17 protein-coding genes are annotated in these 18537 nt (G+C 35.6%); 6 read left to right on the forward strand and 11 right to left on the reverse strand.

Translation table 11 applies throughout. The features are described 5' to 3' along the window. Positions 1-10: 10 nt before the first annotated feature. The 4 genes from lpoB to CQA38_RS03315 all read right to left on the reverse strand — a co-directional run bounded on the left by lpoB (position 11) and on the right by CQA38_RS03315 (position 2971). Positions 11-637: a penicillin-binding protein activator LpoB gene (gene lpoB, locus CQA38_RS03300; protein ID WP_137632557.1), complete on the reverse strand. Its 627-nt coding sequence runs from the start codon at positions 635-637 to the stop codon at positions 11-13. An 18-nt stretch (positions 638-655) separates the two neighbouring features. Continuing rightward, the gene (locus CQA38_RS03305; RefSeq protein WP_137632558.1) at positions 656-1039 is read right to left on the reverse strand and encodes a DUF1425 domain-containing protein; all 384 of its coding nucleotides are present in this window, start codon (positions 1037-1039) and stop codon (positions 656-658) included. Positions 1040-1049: 10 nt separating this feature from the next. Further along, positions 1050-2408, reverse strand: coding sequence for a hypothetical protein (locus CQA38_RS03310; RefSeq protein ID WP_137632559.1), 1359 nt, complete (start codon positions 2406-2408; stop codon positions 1050-1052). Positions 2409-2509: 101 nt separating this feature from the next. After that, positions 2510-2971, reverse strand: coding sequence for a DMT family transporter (locus CQA38_RS03315; RefSeq protein ID WP_137632560.1), 462 nt, complete (start codon positions 2969-2971; stop codon positions 2510-2512). 133 nt (positions 2972-3104) lie between these two features. On the opposite strand from CQA38_RS03315, the gene argB reads away from it, so the two are divergent. Beyond that, positions 3105-3953 (forward strand): acetylglutamate kinase, encoded by an 849-nt coding sequence (gene argB / locus CQA38_RS03320; protein WP_137632561.1) that lies wholly within the window; start codon positions 3105-3107, stop codon positions 3951-3953. Continuing rightward, complete coding sequence (locus tag CQA38_RS03325; RefSeq protein WP_137632562.1) at positions 3950-5137, forward strand: aspartate aminotransferase family protein; 1188 nt, start codon at positions 3950-3952, stop codon at positions 5135-5137. The genes argB and CQA38_RS03325 overlap by 4 nt, the downstream gene beginning before the upstream one ends. Before the next feature lie 68 nt (positions 5138-5205). Here CQA38_RS03325 and CQA38_RS03330 read toward each other — a convergent pair whose 3' ends face one another. The 5 genes from CQA38_RS03330 to CQA38_RS03350 all read right to left on the reverse strand — a co-directional run bounded on the left by CQA38_RS03330 (position 5206) and on the right by CQA38_RS03350 (position 12710). Next, positions 5206-6618, reverse strand: coding sequence for a class I SAM-dependent DNA methyltransferase (locus tag CQA38_RS03330; RefSeq protein ID WP_137632563.1), 1413 nt, complete (start codon positions 6616-6618; stop codon positions 5206-5208). A gap of 96 nt (positions 6619-6714) precedes the next feature. Further along, positions 6715-7908: a restriction endonuclease subunit S gene (locus CQA38_RS03335; RefSeq protein WP_137632564.1), complete on the reverse strand. Its 1194-nt coding sequence runs from the start codon at positions 7906-7908 to the stop codon at positions 6715-6717. Beyond that, positions 7901-8575, reverse strand: coding sequence for an RloB family protein (locus CQA38_RS03340; protein WP_137632565.1), 675 nt, complete (start codon positions 8573-8575; stop codon positions 7901-7903). Before CQA38_RS03340 ends, CQA38_RS03335 begins: the two co-directional genes overlap by 8 nt. A gap of 8 nt (positions 8576-8583) precedes the next feature. Next, positions 8584-9834, reverse strand: coding sequence for an ATP-binding protein (locus tag CQA38_RS03345; protein ID WP_137632566.1), 1251 nt, complete (start codon positions 9832-9834; stop codon positions 8584-8586). Positions 9835-9929: 95 nt separating this feature from the next. Next, the gene (locus CQA38_RS03350) at positions 9930-12710 is read right to left on the reverse strand and encodes a DEAD/DEAH box helicase family protein (protein ID WP_137632567.1); all 2781 of its coding nucleotides are present in this window, start codon (positions 12708-12710) and stop codon (positions 9930-9932) included. 248 nt (positions 12711-12958) lie between these two features. Between CQA38_RS03350 and CQA38_RS03355 the strand changes: the two genes are divergently transcribed. After that, a complete protein-coding gene (locus CQA38_RS03355; RefSeq protein WP_137632568.1) occupies positions 12959-14968 on the forward strand; it encodes an alkaline phosphatase family protein in 2010 nt (669 codons plus the stop codon). Positions 14969-14974: 6 nt separating this feature from the next. Here CQA38_RS03355 and CQA38_RS03360 read toward each other — a convergent pair whose 3' ends face one another. Then, entirely contained in the window at positions 14975-15307 is a 333-nt protein-coding gene (locus CQA38_RS03360; RefSeq protein ID WP_137632569.1) for a helix-turn-helix domain-containing protein, read from the reverse strand. A gap of 294 nt (positions 15308-15601) precedes the next feature. On the opposite strand from CQA38_RS03360, the gene CQA38_RS03365 reads away from it, so the two are divergent. From CQA38_RS03365 to truD, 3 genes are all read left to right on the forward strand, one after another. Next, a complete protein-coding gene (locus tag CQA38_RS03365) occupies positions 15602-16237 on the forward strand; it encodes an NAD(P)H-binding protein (RefSeq protein WP_137632637.1) in 636 nt (211 codons plus the stop codon). 128 nt (positions 16238-16365) lie between these two features. Continuing rightward, on the forward strand, positions 16366-17187 hold the full coding sequence (locus tag CQA38_RS03370; protein WP_137632570.1) for a thiamine-phosphate kinase: 822 nt from the start codon (positions 16366-16368) through the stop codon (positions 17185-17187). After that, a complete protein-coding gene (truD, locus tag CQA38_RS03375) occupies positions 17156-18289 on the forward strand; it encodes a tRNA pseudouridine(13) synthase TruD (protein WP_137632571.1) in 1134 nt (377 codons plus the stop codon). The genes CQA38_RS03370 and truD overlap by 32 nt, the downstream gene beginning before the upstream one ends. On the opposite strand, the gene kcuS is transcribed toward truD, so the two are convergent. Further along, positions 18273-18533, reverse strand: coding sequence for a KCU-star family selenoprotein (gene kcuS / locus CQA38_RS03380; RefSeq protein ID WP_137632572.1), 261 nt, complete (start codon positions 18531-18533; stop codon positions 18273-18275). The two genes, truD and kcuS, sit on opposite strands and share 17 nt — an antisense overlap. Between the last annotated feature and the right edge of the window lie 4 nt (positions 18534-18537).

Consider the following 18537-nt stretch of genomic DNA (forward strand, 5'->3'; position numbering starts at 1 on the left):
CATAAAAGCCTTACCAAGTTACAGACTTTTTATCGCCTGCTTTTGAGATAGTTTGTTCATCTTCCCAATACGCCAAACCGCTGTTAAGATCAGTTACGCTAAGCAAGAAGAAGTATTCAGCTTGAATATCGCCATTTCTTAGCTTAACAGTATCTTGTCTGATCTTGCCAGCTAGTGAAAAATCCGGTGCAACAAGAGTGCCTTTTTTAGCGATAGTGCCTTGATTAAACTCATCATTATCTCTTAACTCTCTTACATCATGGCTCATACTATCTCTTGCCCCACCAGCTGCTACAGCTGTAGTAAGCACAAATTTACCTGATTTTCTAAGAGCGATAGTGATCTTTGAGATGAGCTTGTCTGTGTCAATCCTTTGAGGTGTATCATTGACTATGCGTCCTATAGCGATAACCTTTCTTTGTCCTGGAGCGATATTTGCAAAAGCTGGATCTTTAAGCATACTTTGTATCATCACATCAGCAGCATTTTCAAAATCCTCTCTGTCAAGTCCTAAAGTCAGCGCATCGCCTTGTTTGACTTGTCCGCTTTTACCATCAGTATAAACAGGCTTAGTGCCGCACGCTGTGAGTAGTGCGCCAAGCATAACGCTTAGAGCTAGTGTTTGAATTTTTTTCATTGTTTCTCCTTTTTGAATTTATTTTTCACTTAAAATGATCCTAAAATCGCTAGCGTCTTTATCGCTTGCTACTCTTTGGATCAAAAACTCTTGATTTTCTTTGAGCGTAATGTCTTTAAACACACCATCTTGATAAGTCTTAAGTGTAAAGCCGTCTTCATCTTTCCACGAAATTTGATAGCTGAGTTTAAGTTCATCTTCACTTAAAAGCACAAGTTCAAATTCAAGCAAGCCGTTGCTATTGGTTTTATAGTTAAATTCTTTTACGATTTGCTTTTCTACGCCTTGAAAGCTAATGTGCTTTTGCACCCTTTTTTCTAAAGCGTTTGGTTCTTTACTTGAGCAAGCAAGAAAGACAAAAGCAAGACTTGCAAGGCTTAAGATAAGTAAATTTTTCCTCATTTTTTCTCCTTTAAGGTTGGATTAGATAAAACGCATTTGGTAAGTATCTTAAATACGATCTTATCACAAGCATAGCATTTTCATCTTTGTTGATTTCATTGTTTGTGTAAAGAATCCTGCCATCATCGCTTTTTATGACAAGTTCGCCATTATTTTCTATCATTGCTACGCTTGCAAATTTAGGCAAAGCATTCCAAAAACGCACATCAGCTCTGCTTGTCGAGGCTGTAACTATGCTACTTGCCATGCTAAGTAAGCCCCCTGTTGGATCATTTTTAGCTACTGCAGCATTAAGCGTGGTTTTAAGTATGGTTGAGCTGATAGCTTTAGTGATCTTACTTGCAAGCTCTGTTTTAAACTCAGTAGCAATCACATCATCAAAGCTGACAAATTGTGAAGTTTTAGTCTCATTTGCAAGCAGATAGCTAAAGGAATTTTCCCTTTTTTTCAAGGTTGGCAGTGCAAAAGAACTTGTGATGAGATTATCGTCAAAGATAAAAGGTAAGGTAAAGCTAAGCTCATCAAGCCCAGCTCCAAAGCCACTTTCATACACAACGAAGATGTATTTTTGAAGTCTTTGTGGGTTTGTTGAGGAAGCGTATTGGTTAAACACTCTAAATTCTTTTTTAAACTCGGCACTTCTTGAGTTAATCACCGCCACTTCTTTAAGCAAATCAACCGCCCTTGTATAATCTTTATCTAAAAAGAAAAATAAGGCTGCGGTGTAGGTAGCATAAGGGTTGATAAAGTTTTTACTTGTATCAAAGTCTTTGAGGAGGTGATCGTATTGCGAGAGCACATTTTTATAGTTTTGCTGCATATTTTCATCAAAGTTTTGAGTTTTTTTGGCTTCTTCAAATTCAACTCTACTGGCTGCGATTTGGCTTGCAAAATACTCTTTTGCCTTGTCTTGACGCATTAAAGCCCTATTAAATTCAACTCTTGCGTTTTCAAAGTCGTTTAAACTCATAAAATTTAAGCCCTTATAGACATTAACCATTATCCTTTCATAAAGCGTGCCTTGATAATCAAACACAGCTTCATTCACAAGGGCTGATCCAACAAGCCTTGCACCTTTTGATCCAAGTCCTTCTAAATCCACATCGTATTTATAAGCCTCTTCAGCTTTATCTAAAAAATCATTGCTGGTATTAAAATCTTGACAATTTCTTGCGATGGCTCCTGCGTTTAAGCCTGTGTAAATGATATCTTTGTTGCTATCCATTCGCTTTTGTTCTGCTTTAAAGAAGCTTTCAGAACAAAAATGATCGCTTAAAGCTTTTTCGTAAAATTGATTATCTGCTGCGTGATTTGCACAAGCACTGAAAATAAGCAAAAGAGCTGGTAAAACAAAAAGTATCAAACGCAAAGCATATCCTTTAATCGATAAAAAATTAACATTATAACATAAAAATCTTTTTTTATGAAAAATGAGCTTTTAAAGCTTGTATTTTTTTACAAAATATAAATTTAAAAACTCGTTTTTAACTCTTTATAAAAAAAGATCAAAAGCCCTATGATAATCACGGCTAAACCAGCGATTTTAAATACTGAAATTTCTTTGATCTCTAAGCCAAAAGCACCGATTTTATCAAGCGCTAAACTTGTGATGAGTTGTCCTACAAGCACGAGTAAAAACATATTGATAAGCCCTATTTTTGGTGCTAAAAGCACAGTTCCAAAGACAAAAAACGCGCCCAAAACGCCTCCTAAAAATAGCCACCAGCTTTGCTGAAAAAGATTTTTAATCAAATTTACATTTAAAAATCCCAAAAATAAGCTTAAAATCACAAGACAAATCAAACCCACTAAAAAAGAAACAAGAGCGCCGATAAGTGGTGAGCTTTGCAAAGATCGAGCCAGACTAGCATTGATAGGCGCTTGCATAGCGATAGCAAGCCCCATGCAAAAAGCGGTAAGATAGTATATCATTAGGTATCCTTTTTTGAGTAATTATAATTTTTTTGATTTAAAAACTTATAAATTTATATAAAACACATTAAAAATAAAGCAAAAAGATACTACAATTTTAAGAAAATTTTTGTATAAAAAGCGAGAAAAAGCGATGAAAACTTATCTTGAAAAAGCAAATACGCTCATTGAAGCTTTGCCATATATACGCAAGTTTAATTCTAAAATCATAGTGATTAAATACGGCGGATCGGCTATGGAAAATGAAGCCCTTAAAATCAGTGTTATGCAAGACATAGCCCTTTTAAAGCTTGTCGGCTTAAAGCCTGTTATCGTGCATGGTGGTGGTAAAGAAATCACTTCAATGTGCGAAAAACTAAATGTCAAAAGTGAATTTAAAAATGGACTTAGAATAAGCTCAAAAGAAGCTGTAGAAGTGGCTGAAATGGTGCTTTTTAAGATCAATAAAACCTTAGTGCAAAACCTTGAATGTCAAGGCGTGAAAGCGCTTGGAATTTGTGGCAAAGACGGCGGGCTTTTACATTGTGAAAAGCAAGATGAAAGTTTAGGCTTTGTAGGGCGTATCAAAAGCGTGCGCCAAAGTGTGCTTAAAGACTTGCTAGAAAAGGACTTTTTGCCTATCATCGCTCCTATTGGTATGAATGAAAACTATGAAAGTTTTAATATCAACGCTGATGATGTAGCGTGCGAGGTTGCAAAGGCTTTAAGGGCTGAAAAACTTGTGTTTTTAAGTGATGTTGAGGGACTTTATAAAAACTACGAGGATAAAAACTCGCTCATCTCAAGGATAGGGATCAAAGAAGCAAAAGAGCTTATCAAGCACACTCAAGGCGGTATGCTTGTAAAGCTCAATTCTTGCGTTGATGCCCTTGAAAATGGCGTAAAAAGAGTGCATATCTTGGACGGACGCGTTAAACACAGCCTTTTGCTTGAAATTTTTACAGATGATGGTTTAGGGACATTGATAGGAGGGGATTTATGAAGTCATACAAAGAACAAAGCCATATAGTGCAAACTTACAAACGCTTTGATCTCGTGCTTGAAAGAGGCGAGGGCGTGTATCTTTACGATGATAAGGGACAAGTTTTTCTTGATTTTGCTGCTGGGATAGGGGTTTGTGCTTTAGGCTATACGCACAAGGGCTTTAATGAAGCCTTAAAAACACAGCTTGATAGGCTCATACACACAAGTAACCTTTTTTATAACGAAAATATCGCTACTGCTGCTTCAAACCTAGCCAAAGCAAGTGGTTTAAGCCGTGTTTTTTTCACAAATTCAGGCACAGAAGCTATAGAAGGAGCGATGAAAGTTGCTCGCAGATACGCGTATAACAAAGGCATTAAAAATGCTGAGTTTATAGCGATGAAGCACTCTTTTCACGGACGCACACTAGGAGCTTTAAGCCTAACAGCAAATGAAAAATACCAAAAGCCCTTTAAACCACTTATTCGCGGAGTAAAATTTGCCGAGTTTAACAAGCTTGAAAGCGTGCTAGCAAAACTAAGCGATAAAACTTGTGCCATAGTGCTTGAAAGCGTGCAAGGCGAAGGAGGGATTAACCCAGCACAAAAGTCTTTTTATGAGGCTTTAAGAAAGCTTTGTGATGAAAAAGACATTTTGCTTATCGCTGATGAAATTCAGTGTGGTATGGGGCGAAGTGGGAAGTTTTTTGCATACGAGCATTTTGGCGTTTTGCCTGATGTGATGACAAGCGCAAAGGCTCTTGGTTGTGGGCTTAGTGTGGGAGCTTTTGTAGTAAGTGAAAAGGTAGCTCAGCACTCGCTTGAGTATGGCGACCATGGAAGCACTTATGGGGGCAATCCTTTAGCATGTGCGGCTGTCAATGCTGTATTTAAGGCATTTAAAGAAGAAAAAATCCTAGAAAATGTCAAAAAACTCAGCCCTTACCTAGAAAAAACCCTAGATGAGCTCGTGCAAAAATACAAATTTATACAAAAAAGAAGCGGCTTAGGCTTTATGCAAGGACTAAGCTTAAGCCCTAAGGTAAAGGTAGCTGATGTGCTTAGCAAAGCAAGAGAGAACAAACTCATACTCATTAGCTGCGGCAAAAACGACTTACGCTTCTTACCACCCCTCATCATCAAAAAAGAGCATATAGATGAGATGAAAGACAAGCTAGAGCAGAGTTTGAAAGCTTTTGTGTGAGTTAAAATTTACTTTGCTTTACTTTTAGGAGAGAGTCTTTTTACTCTTTCCTAAAGCATAAGACACTTTTACAAAATCCCCTCAATCTCGCTTAACGCAAGCTCTAAATTCTGTCTTATTTGTTCGCATAAAATTTGCGGGCTTTCTAGCATTTCTAAGTCTTGTAAATTCTCATCTTTGAGCCAAAAAATATCTAAATTGCTCTTATCTCGCTCTAAAATCTCACTTATACTAAAGCTTTTAAATCGCTCGCTTTCCTTGCGCTTTTTAAAATCTCCAGCGCAAAAACATTCCTCAAAGTCCCTTAAATGCTCGCTACTTAGCGTGTTTGTAACCAAGCTTAAATTTATATTTGTGCGTAAGTCATACACCCATACTTTTGCGTCTTTATCGCTTGTTTTGACTTTGTCAAAAAATACCACATTTGCCTTTACACCTTGTGCGTAAAAAATCCCAGTTGGCAGGCGCAAAATCGTATGCAAGCTAAAATCATTTAAAAGCTTTTTTCTCACCTTTTCGCCAGCCCCGCCCTCAAAAAGCACATTATCAGGAAGCACCACAGCGGCTTTGCCTCCGATATTTAAAATACTCATTATATGTTGTAAAAAATTTATTTGCTTATTTGAAGTGCTTGCAAAAAAATCATCTCGGCTATATTCTTCTTTTTGATTTTTCACCTTGCCATCGCTGCTAAGCACCTTTGTAGCGGACTTTTTACCAAAGGGCGGATTAGTTAGCACCATATCAAAACGCTTCTCGCCCCTTTTAGCAAGAGAATCGCCTATCTCAATATCTGGCTTATAAATTCCATGCAAATACATATTCATCGCACACAAACTCGCCACAAGTTGTGTTACATCTTTGCCTACAAGGCTTTGCGTCTTTAGCTTTTCTAGCTCATCTTTATTTGGTTTTTGTTTTTTCATATACTCAAATGCACTCAGCAAAAAGCCGCCAGTCCCGCACGCAGGGTCGCAAACACTCATGCCAATTTGTGGGCGCATAAGCCTTACAATGCTATCAATCAGCACCCTAGGCGTAAAATACTGCCCCGCTCCAGCCTTTGTTTCAGTCGCATTTTTTGCCAGCAAGCCCTCATAAATCGCACCTTTTACATCGACATTTAGCCCCATCCAAGTTTCACTATCAATAAGCGTAAAAAGCTTTTTGAGTTTATTTGGTTCTTTTATTTTATTTTGTGCGCCATTATAGATTAGCCCCATTACACCACCTTGCTTTGAAAGGGCGTTAAGCGCGTTGTTATAAGCCTCCAAAAGCTCCTCGCCATCAAGGGCATTAAGCCGCTGCCAGCGAAACTTGCTTGGAATCTGCGAAGTCTCGCCCACCTCTTCTTTTTCATCTTCCATTTTTAAAAAGAGTAAATAGCTAATCTGTGCCACATAATCCGTATAAGTAACCCCATCATCACGCAAAATAGTCGCAAAATTCCACACTTTTGTAACGATAGCATTTTCTTGCATTTTTATCCTTTTTTAGATTTATTTATCGCTTTGAGATAGCTTTTTGTCATTATGGAATCCCTCCGCGTCATTGCGAGGGCGACCAATCCATAATGCCTAGCATACTAGTTCCCCACTAAAAGCCTTATTTAAAAGCGAGGCTTTTAATTTGCTAAGTTTATCCAAACTATCATTTACAAAATAATGTAGCTTTTCTATGCCTTTAAATTTAGATTCTAGAATCTCTACGATTTGTTTTTGAGTGTCTAGAGGTGGTAGGAGAATTGGTAATTTTGCAAAATTATTTTTATTTAAAATTGGTAATGTGGTAGATGAGGCATTTGTTTTGATAAGCTCTTGAAATTTAGGTGATATGCAATAAAAATACATAAATTCTGGCAAAAAATTATCAGAAGGTAAAATAGCGTTAATTTGCTGATTGCATATACCTTCTTTTCTTATTAGCCCTGTTTTACCAATAGTTGCACCAATACAAGTAACCAAAACTGAACCACTTTGAAGTTGCCTAGAAATTTCATAACCTTTTAAAGAGACATTATCCAATGCACTATCAACGAAATATCCATTATTTAAGTCCGTTGGCTTATAAAATGGATAGTCATTTCCGTAATATTCAGCATTTTTCTTACTAGGTGTTGAGCCTGTAACAATTTCGCACACTTCCCCAAGTGTTTTAACTTCCCAATCTTGCGGTAAATTAGAAGCAGTATCATCGCGGCTTAGTGCTTGCAAGTCATTATTTTGCAATAAAGTCCCATTAAAAGCAGAGTTAAGTAATGAAGCCTTGAGTTTTACTAAGTCTTTTTTAACTAAATTTAGTGCATTTGTGGCATTTTCTATTTTAGCAAGCTTAGATTCTAGAATCTCTACGATTTGTTTTTGAGTGTCTAGGGGTGGTAGGGGGATTGGTAATTTTGAATATTCTGAAATCCAATATCTTTTATGTGTGTCGCTTCTGTGCTGAATTGTTTGCATAAAATAAAAAACAAATTTAACATTTGCGATTTTTGTTGGATTGAGAATTTTCATTGCTGATGATTTGACTTTAAAATCAAAATCCACAAATTTAGAATCTGTTGTGAAATCATCAAAAATAATTACAGGCGTTTTCATAAAAATATTTTCTGTTTCATTTGTATATCCAAGTATAAAACTTTTTCCAGCTGTTAAAACAGGAATTTCATACTCATCGCTATAAGAGGTATTTTTTACTATATATTTTGTAGGCTGTTCATACTCTAAACAATCAGCCAGTGTTTTAACTTCCCAATTTTTTGGTAGTTTAGTCATTGTTTTTGCCTATTTCCTTTATTCTTTGTACCAAATAAACTACTTGTGTATATGGGCTTATAGATTGCGACTCATTGAGTGCATTAACTTCGTTAGCATTTTTTATCGCTGTTTCAAGACTGGATTCTATAATTTTTGTAAAATCGTAATCTTTTTTGTAATCTTTTAGAAATTTTTTGTGTTTTTGAACTTCATCACAAGGACTAAGTCCGCTTGCTCCAAATTGCTGGGTTGTTTTTGTGAAATGTAACAGTATCCAAAATTCAAAACAAGGGTCAGAAACAATGCCTTTAAAAATTATATCTTTATTGCTTTTTTTATTGCTTTCTTGTATATTCTTAATAGTATTGTGAGCATTATTAAATTTTGCATGTTTGTCTTTGTCAAATACACAATAAATTTCATCATAAACATTGGGATTTTTGTCAAGTTTTTCTTTTGCGTATTTAACCACACTATTTGGCGCAGAACCAGATCCTGCATCAATGACAACTTGGACGCTTGGAACTTTAAACATGTGCTTCAAAGCCTCAAAATAGTTTTTTTCTGTTTTTTCTCCCTCGCATACTATGAGCAAGACTTTGTTTGCTGATAAATTCTTTGTAGCTCTTGTTGGCTGTTTTTGTGCTTTTTGTTGGCGTTTTTTGAAAAGATTATCAGTTCCCATGCGATACCTTAAATTTCTTTTATATTTGGTAAAGCGCCAAAGCGTCCTAAGAGGTAGGATTTTTCAAAGTCTATGCCTTCTCTTAAACCTTTAAAATCACTCATAGAATATAGCTTAGAAGCTTTGTTTTCTTTTTCGCAAAAATAAATTTGATCTTTTCTAAAAATCTCATCACTCAAGATAGAAGTTTCATGAGTTGTAAATATAAGCTGGGCATTGTTTTTGTTGATATTTGGATCATGAAAAAGACTTATGATTAACTTTGTCATCAGTGGATGAAAACTTGTGTTTAGTTCGTCTATGATAAAAATTTTTCCTCTTTCCAGTATATGCATAATTGGACCTAAAAATCTAAAAAATCTTTGTGTGCCATCTGATTCTAATTTTTCTAAGTCAAATTCTACTTTTTGGCCATTTTGTTTTAGGTGGATGGTTTTTATATCAACTATGATTTTTCCTTCTAAATCTTTTTTAACTTGTTCTGGAATTTCAGCAGGAAGATTTTCAATGCTTATTTTTTCTTTTTTAATATCCACGCTTTCAATATCCAAATCTGCTACTTTTAAATACTCTACAAATTGCTCTTTGTGTTTTTCAATCATATCAACACTAACTCCTGTAGAATTATCAAATCCAGAGACATCAGAGACTTGCAACTTGCTCAAAAACCAATCAAACACAGGCTTTAATTGCTCGCTATTTAATTGCACGGCAGTTGATAAAAAAAGCGCGTTTTCTCTTGTGGAGTTTTGCCATAACTTTTTTTCGCCTAAAAAATTTGAACCAAATTCGTATTCATATTTTTTTTCTTTTTCATCAAATGCTCTTTGAAACCATTTTTGCATTCTGTTGTTTGGATAAGCAAAAAGCCATTCTTCTAAAATTTGTGTTTTATTTGCTTTAAAGCCATATCGATAGCGGATGTTATCATCTGTTTTTGGACTTTTTGCGATAAAACTTAACTCAAATTCGCTAGGCTTGCCCTCCTCATCGCCTAGTAAAAAAGGAGTGATGGGTAAGGAAAAACCTCTTTGTGTTTGAGCACTTGTTAAGACAATTTGTTTTACACAACTGATGGCTTTGATGATGTTTGATTTTCCAGCTGCATTTGCTCCGTAAATCACCACGCTTTTTAGCAATGTAAAATCATTTGTTTCAAAAGTGTTTTGCTTGAATATTTTATTTTTATTAGCTATAAGACTTAAAACTTGCTCTTTTTGGATAGAGCGGTAATTTGAAACTCTAAATTCGATCAACATAATGATCCTTTTTTAAGATATAAATTTTGATTATATACTATTTTATATTAAAAATTTGCAATATTTTGTAAAATTTTACAAATAAAATATACTTTTTAACCCACCAAAGCCAAATTTAATTCCTCAAGAATTGTATCCAAATCCTCTTTGAAAATCGCTCTTGCTCTATAAATTCCGCCCATATCCTCGCAAATGCTTTGTATATCTTTTAAGATAACACAACCATTCATCGCTATATAGTCTTTTATAAGCTCTAAAAATTCAAGTTGTTCTTTGTTAAATTCAATGCCTTTTTTGATACATCTTCCAAGCCAAAGATTATAGCGAGAATTTGCTAGATTGCTAAAATCTTGTAAGATTTTATCTTGTCCTAGGGCAAAGCGGACAAGCTGGATTATATTTGTTAGGTTTTTGGCTGGATTTTTGCATTTTGCTACTTTTTTGGGTTCAAGCATGGTATAAGCATTCCAAAGCTTGTTTATATCGAAATTTTCAGCCCTTAACTTCTTGCTTAGCTCATTTATCAGCTCGTAAGTTAAATGCCTTTTTGCGTAGTTTTGTGAATAGATGATTTGTAGGGCTGTGATTTCATCTTTGTTTTGCAAGATAAATTGCGTAAAATCATTAATCAAATTTTGGGATTTTTCCTTGCTAAAATCAGCTTCTATAAGCTCATCTTTGCCGGCTATATCGATATAAAGCTTTGATTTTTGTGCAAATTCTAGGAGTTTGTTTGTGAATTTTTCGTTGTGAAAGATTTTGAGAATTTCTTTATTTGAGCTTTGACTTTGTACCGGGTTTTTCTCATCTAAAGGCTCATTATTTGGCTTATCCTTTATCTCAAACTCATCAGCTAAATTTAAAAGCTCGCTTGCTATGGTATTTAGGCTTTGAGGAGTTGTTAAAGTTTGCTTATCATCGTTTTTATTTTCCACTTCATCATTTGAGTTTATATCAAAGCTTGTCTCTGGGATAAAGCTTTGCAAAATTTCCATATCGGTTTCATCAAGCTTGTTTGTGATTCTAATGAGCCTTGAAGCAAGACTGGTTAGGATTTCTTTAGCTGGGTTTGGCTGTTTAAGCTCGTTTAAAAGCTCTTTAAAGCTCATATAATGCTTTTGCTCTAGCACTCTGGTGTGGTGCTTTTCACTCTCAGTTACGCCTATAGCATCAACGACATAAAAATGCGTTTTAGAATCTGCATTTGGCGTAACTTCTTGCAAGTCCTCATCGCTTATACTTCTTGCCCCACGCCCTAGCATTTGTTCATAATACGCACTTGATTTGATATCACGCATAAAGATAAGCACTTCTAGGGGTTTGATGTCTGTTCCAGTAGCTATCATATCCACACTTACGGCGATTCTAAAGCTTTGAGAGTGGCGGAATTCATTTATCAGATCGCCTGCATTTACTCCACTTACGCTATAGGTGATCTTTTTTACAAAATCATTACCTTTGTTAAAGACTTCTCTTGCTATCCTTGTGATATTTTCAGCGTGATTATCATCTTTTGCAAAGATTAAAGTTTTTGGGATAAGATCAAAATTTGCCTCTCGTTGTGGATAAAGCTTGGTAAAAATGCTGTCTTTATAGGCTTGCAAAATCGTGCGGATTTGATCTGGAGCTAAAATCCTAGAATCCAAATCTTTTTTGTCATATTCTAAATCCTCATCTAGCTCTTCATACTCAATCTTTCTTGTGTTTTTATTCATCACAGGCACTTCAAATTCGCAGTCTTTTTTGATGATATTGCCATTTTCGCTGATTTGTGTTTTTATACGCAAAATTTCATAATCCACATTAACCTTATCGATGATGGACTCTTCAAGCGTATAACTTGAGACTAAATTTTGATCAAAAAAGGCTATGGTATGTTTTGAAGGCGTGGCGCTAAGCCCTATAAGAAAGGCATCAAAATACTCCAAAACCTGTCTCCACTCGCCATAAATGCTTCTGTGACACTCATCGATAATGATAAAGTCAAAAAAGCCAATGCCAAGCTTTGGATTATAAACAACTTCTTTTGTCTTTTTATCGCTTTGATAGCTGTTTTCTAGCTCCTCATTAAACTCAAGCTCGCCTTGAAGCATAGAATAAAGCCTTTGAATCGTGGTAATAACGACTTTAGAATCATCTGCGATGGTGTTTGTTGTGAGGTGATTTACTTCATAAATTTGTGAAAATTTATACTTTGAATTTGGTGGATTAAAATCATCAAATGCCGCTTTTGCTTGTGAGCCAAGGTTGTTTCTATCCACAAGAAAAAGAATGCGTTTAGCATGGGCATATTTAAAAAGGCGGTAGGTAAAATTACAAGCCGTGAAAGTCTTGCCAGCTCCTGTTGCCATTTGGATCAAGGCTCTTTGCTTGCCTGCTTTAAGTGAATCTTCAAGGCTGTTTATAGCTTCAAATTGACACTGGCGCAAATTTAAACGCTCAAGAGGTAAAATATCATGAAGTCTTGCTCTAAGGCTAGTTTGCTCGTTTATAAGCTCTTTGAGCTCTTTTGGGTTATGAAAAGCAAAAAGCCTTCTTGCTCTTGCGTTTGGCTCTTTATAGTTTGTGAAATAAATTTCATTAGCATTGCTTTCATAGCAAAGAAAAATGCCGTATTTATCGGCATAGCCCTTGCTTTGACTTTCTGCTCCACTTAGCGCTAGCCCTTGCTTTTTTGCTCCAATGATAGCTGCTGGCTTAGAATCCACAAAAAGCACATAATCAGCCCGCTTATCATCATCAAAGATAAATTCCATCACCGCAACATTTGCTGTCAAATGCAAGCTAGAGTTTTGAAAATCCTCAAATTTACACAAAACATAACCAGCCTTGCTTAAAAGCTCATCGATTAACACTCGTGCGGATTTTTCTGGCATTGGTATCCTTAAATTTAAATTTATGACAATTATAGCACAAAACGCTTACTATCACCGAGTAAATATATCTTAAGCGTCATTATGATATTTTTATTTGCCAATCTTAAATTTGGTGCATTTTTAGCTAAAAATCTTGCAACTCAAAAGCATTTTTAAAATAGATATTTTGCTTTTTTTTGATATACTAAAGTTTAAAATTAAGAGTTTAAGCTATTTTATGAGTCTTTGCTCTTATCTTAAGGAAGTAAATGCTTACTCATAGAAATTTTTTACTTTTATGCTTTGTTTTTGCGCTCATCTTTGCCTTGAGCTTTTTTATCATGCGTTTAAGCCTTGATCTTGCTTTTTTGCCTCACCTTGACTTAGATGAGATATTTGCTCTTTATAAAATGGGCTTTTTGCTAGATATGAGAGCGATTAGCCCTATGCTTTTAATCATTTTGTGTTTGGGTTATATCGTGCTTTTAAAGCAAAAATTTGCGTGCTTTCTTGCTTCAAAGGGCTTTAACTCCGTCTTTTTTTCAAATTCTTTTGATAAAAGGTTTATTATTTTTGTGGTGGCTTGTTTTGCTGCTTTTGTCGCTTTTAGCGCGCTTGGGGGATTTTATTATTTTAAAGCTTATCATACTAAGATAGATGTTTTTATCTTTGGCTTAAAAGATGATGATACGGCTGCGATTTTAAAGATCATTTGGCAAGATTATCCTGTGCTTGTCATTACTTTTGTGTGTGTTTTATACGCATTTGTGTGTGCTTTTGTTGCTAAAAAGATACTTTTGCTTTCTTTTGCAAGACAAAGCTTTATTTTAAGTGTGATTATAAATGCGCTAGTGATTGTTTTGCTTGTCGTTGGAGTGCGTGGGAGCATTGGCACTTTTCCTTTGCGTGAGGATATGCACCATATCTCTAAAAATCCTTTGGTAAATCATATCGCTACAAATCCTATCATCGCATTTAGCTGGGCTTTAAAGCATTATAAAGAACAAGAAAATTTCCATCAAGTCAAACTTAGCGAGGGCAAGGCTCTTGAAGAAAAGCTTTTTCCTATCTTTTTTAAAGAAACTTCGCCGTTTAAGATACAAAAGCCTATGAATGTTGTTGTGGTTTTAATGGAAAGCTTTGGCACAAATATGCTTTATCTTGATGATGTAAAAGATTTTGATCTTTTGGGCGAATTTAGGCAGCATTTTGAAGCTGGTTTAAAAACAAAAGAAGGGCAGAGTGATTTTACTTTTATGCGTTTTTTATCTTCTGCTAATGGCACAGCTCCTTCTTTTGCCAAACTCTTTTTTCTTTCTGCAAGTGCGAATATCTCCTTAGGACAAGCTAAAAACACCAAGCTCGCTTTTACGCCTTTTGATATATATAAAAAGGCTGGATATGAAGTCGTTTTTATCACGACAGGCAATCGCTCATGGCAAAATTTAGGCGATTATACAAGTGTTTTAGGAGCTGATGCGGTGTATGATAGTAACTATATAATGGAGCATTTTAAAGGGAGTAGGGAATCAAAAAACACTTATGGCGTGCTTGATGAGTATGCGTATAAACTTGCTTTTGAGGTGCTTGAAAATGCCACAAAGCCTACTTTTATCGCTATGCTTACAACGACAAATCATCCACCTTTTACCCTGCCAGCTCATTTTAATGCCCCACAATACAAGCTTGAGGGCAAAACGCAGTTTTTCAAGTATGAAGAACAAGAAAAAATCAAAAATATGCTTGGTGTCTTCACTTACGCAAGCGATGCCTTTGGGCGGTTTATTTCTCAGCTTAAAGCTTCAAAACTTGCTTCAAACACTATCATCGCAGGAAGTGGCGATCATATAAGTCGTGATGTTGTGCTTGAAAATCCTTTGCTTATGCACGCAGTGCCACTTTATATGTATATACCAAAAGAGCTTTCAGCACAGCTTCATTTTGATGAAAAAGTGCTTGGCTCGCACAAGGACATTTTTCCTACTCTTTATGCTTTGAGCTTGCAAGAATATGAATTTCTCACACTTGGCGGACGCAATTTGTTTGATGGCACAAGTGATGAAAGGTATAATTTTGCTCTTAATGATAGCATTTATATCGATAAACACGGATTTTTTGCTAGGGGGGGGGGGCTTGAGATGTTGGAGTATGAATTTAAAGATCATTTTTTTATGCCAACAAATAAAAGCTTCGCGAATGAAAAACAAGGCTTTTTTAAACTTTACGATGAGCTTGATTGGTGGCAACTTAATTACCGCGTAAAAGGGCTTTTAGAGTAGCTCTTATTACGCAAGTTTTTTATAATACTCACCCCAATTTACAAGACTATTAAACACACTATCCAAGCTTAAACCAAGCTCAGTAAGTGAGTATTCCACTCGTGGTGGCACTTCTGCGTATACTTTTCTTTTGACAAGTTTTGCGCTTTCAAGCTCTCTTAAGTTTTGTGTTAAAACCTTTTGAGATATGCTTTGATTTTTCGTTGCTCCTATACAACGTTGCAGTTCATTAAAGCGTTTGGCTCCATTCATCAAATCCCTTATAATAAGCATTTTCCATTTATTGCCGATGAGATTTAAAGTCGTTTCAACAGGACATGGGGAAAAATATGTTTTCATTTTTACTTCCTTTTTTAAAAAATTTAAAAAAATTATAGCTTTTATTTACTTAATTTTCCATAATACTTACCAAAAAGATAGTATAGAATAAAAAAGTGCCTTCTTGACTTTTGAAACTGACTTTGATAAATTTTCATCATCACTTTGAGTGAATAAGCTAGCTTTAAATTTAAAGGAGAAAAGATGGATAAGCTTTCAAGAAGAAAGTTTTTACAAAAAAGCTTGGCAGGCTTAGCAGTGATTACTGCAGGAGCAATACCAGCTTTTACACAAACACACAAAAAAGGAGAAAAAATGAAAACAATCGCAGTTTTAGCCGCAAGTGGCAGATCAGGTAGGCTCATCGTAGAAGAAGCCTTAAAAAGAGGATATAGCGTTACAGCTTTTGTAAGAAGCGCAAACAAGCTTGAAGAAAAGCCGAATTTAAAAGTTGTTGTTAAAGATATCTTTGCTTTGCAAAAGGCGGATTTAGAAGGCTTTGATGTGATCGTTGATGCTTTTGGGGAATGGAAGGACTTAAGTTTACACAAAAAACATATCGATCATTTAGTGCCACTTTTGCAAAATAATAAAGCCAAATTCCTTGTTGTAGGTGGTGCAGGAAGCTTATATCTTGATCAAAGCCACACTACGCGAGTAATGGATACGCCAGATTTTCCAGATGAATTTAAAGGCGTGGCAAATGCTACAGCTGAAGTTTTGGGCGTTTTAAGAGGACAAAAAAGCTTTAATTGGGTGTATGTATGCCCAGCAGCTGTGTTTGACTTTGAAGCTCCTGCTACAAACTCATACAAAATCATCGGCGAAGTATTTGAAACAAACGCAAAAGGCGAAAGCAAAGTAAGTTATAAAGACTACGCAAGTGCTATGCTTGATATCGCAGAAAATGCGAATTTAAATCAAACTCGTGTCGGTGTTATAGGCTTATAAAATCAAAAAATGGGGAGGATAAAACCCTGCCCCATTTTTAGCATTCACTTTAATACTTGTCTTATTTTTCCTTAAATTCCAGCACTTTTCAAAGAGTATTTTCAAGCTTTTTAGCTATAATGTGGCTTATGGATAAAGAAAGTTTAATCATCAAAGCCTTTGAAAACGCTAAAAACGGAGATGATGGCGCTGTTGTTGGTAAGTATTGCTTTTCAAAGGATTTGTTTTTTGAGGACGTGCATTTTAAGCGGACTTGGTTTGATTTAGAACAAATCGCATACAAAGCCATGCTCGTGAATATCTCAGATGCCATAGTGATGAATGCTAAGGCTAAATACGCTCTTTTAGGACTTGCTTTACCAAAAGATATCAGCAAAGATGAGATCAAATCCTTACAAAAAGGCTTTTTAAAGGCAGCTAAAGATTTTCAAATTCAAATCATTGGTGGCGATACGATAAGTTCTGATAAAATCGCTATTTCAATCACACTTATTTCAAAAATTCGCAAAAAAGCAGTATTGAGAACAGGCTTAAAAAAAGGCGATTTGCTTGCTTTTACAGGAAAACTCGGGCAGGGTTTGCAAGGATTAAGAGCATGCGAAAAAGGTATAAAACTTGATAAAAATCATCGCTTTGTTAAGCCAAAGCTAAGGCAAGATTTTTTTTATAGCGTTGCTTCTAAGCTTTCTTGCGCGATGGATATTTCAGATGGCTTAAGCAAAGATTTATCAAGGCTTTTGGGTTTAAATAAACTTGGGCTTAAGTGGCTTTGTGAGTTAAGCAAAGACGAGCTAGAAAGTGGCGAGGAATATGAAATTCTTTTTGCCTTTGAGCCAAAACACAAAGAATTTATAGAAAAAATGGCTCGAAAAACACGCACAAAGATCACTATTTTTGGGCAAGCACAGAAAGGAAGATATGAATTTAGAGGAAAAGAACACCATTTTTAAGCCCGTTTTTACGCTTAATCATAGTCCTATAAAGGCGTATTTTAGTAAAAATTCAAAAGATTTTGTGGTGCGTGAAGTGCCTTTGTATGAATTTAGCGGTGAGGGCGAGCATTTAGTCTTTGAAATCGCTAAAAAGGACTTAAGCACACATGAGGCTTTAAGGCTTTTAAGCGAGCATTTGGGTGCAAAAATGCGTGATTTTGGTTATGCTGGGCTTAAAGACAAACAAGGCTATACAACGCAGTTTTTATCGCTTCCTCGCAGTTTTAAGTCAAGGCTTTTGGAGTTTAAGCACGAAAAACTTGAGATTAAAAATACTTTTTTGCATAAAAATAAGCTCAAAATCGGGCATTTGAAAGGAAATTCTTTTTTTATCAGGCTTAAGAAAGTAGGAAAAGTTGAGGCTATCAAGCTTGAAAATGCTTTTAAGGCACTTAAGGAGCAAGGTTTTGCAAATTATTTTGGCTATCAACGCTTTGGCAAATTTAAGGATAATTTTAATCTAGGGCTTGAAATTTTGCATGGAAAAAAGCTAAAAAATAAAAAAATGAGTGATTTTTTTATCTCGGCTTTTCAAAGCGAACTTTTTAATCGTTATTTGAGTAAAAGAGTTGAGTTATCACACTTTGCCAGCAAACTTAGCCTTAAAGAATTTGCGCTTATTTATAAACTTGATGAGGCTAGAGCAAGAAAGATTGTAGAGCAAAAGCAGTTTTTTAAACTCCTTGAAAATGAGGTTTTGGGGCATTATCCTTTTGGTAAATGCTTTTTGTGTGAGGATTTGGATACAGAAATCAAGCGCTTTTTAAACAAAGAGCTAAGTCCTATGGGACTTTTACTTGGTGTAAAAGCTTTTGAGTGCAAAGAGGGTTTGGCTCAAAACTTAGAAGATGAAATTTATCATGATTTTTATACATTCAAAAGTAAAATGCAAGGCTCAAGACGCTTTGCGTGGAGTTTTTTAGAAGCAGCTTGTTGTCGATATGATGAGCAAAAGGCACATTTTTGCTTGGAATTTTTCTTACAAAAAGGCTCTTATGCTACCACTATCTTAGAAGAGCTTTTACACGCCCGCTTTGATGAGTTTAGCAACAACGCGTAAAACCGCCATTGTATCTTGCATCAAGAGCTTCTTTGAAAAAATCACTTCTTGAAAGAATTTCTTGATCTGGGTGCTTTGTTTTCATATGCTCGACATATTTGTCATAACTTGGCATTCCCACAAGCAAGTTGATAAAGCGATCACTTTTTCTGTAGAGTTTTTTAAATTTATCAAGCAAGCTTTCCCTGTCAAGCCCCAAAGGGGCTGGCAGGGTGTTGCTTCGCTTTACTAAAGCTGTTCCCATTCAC

This window comes from Campylobacter sp. MIT 12-5580, from assembly GCF_005406235.1.
Taxonomy (GTDB): Bacteria; Campylobacterota; Campylobacteria; order Campylobacterales; family Campylobacteraceae; genus Campylobacter_D.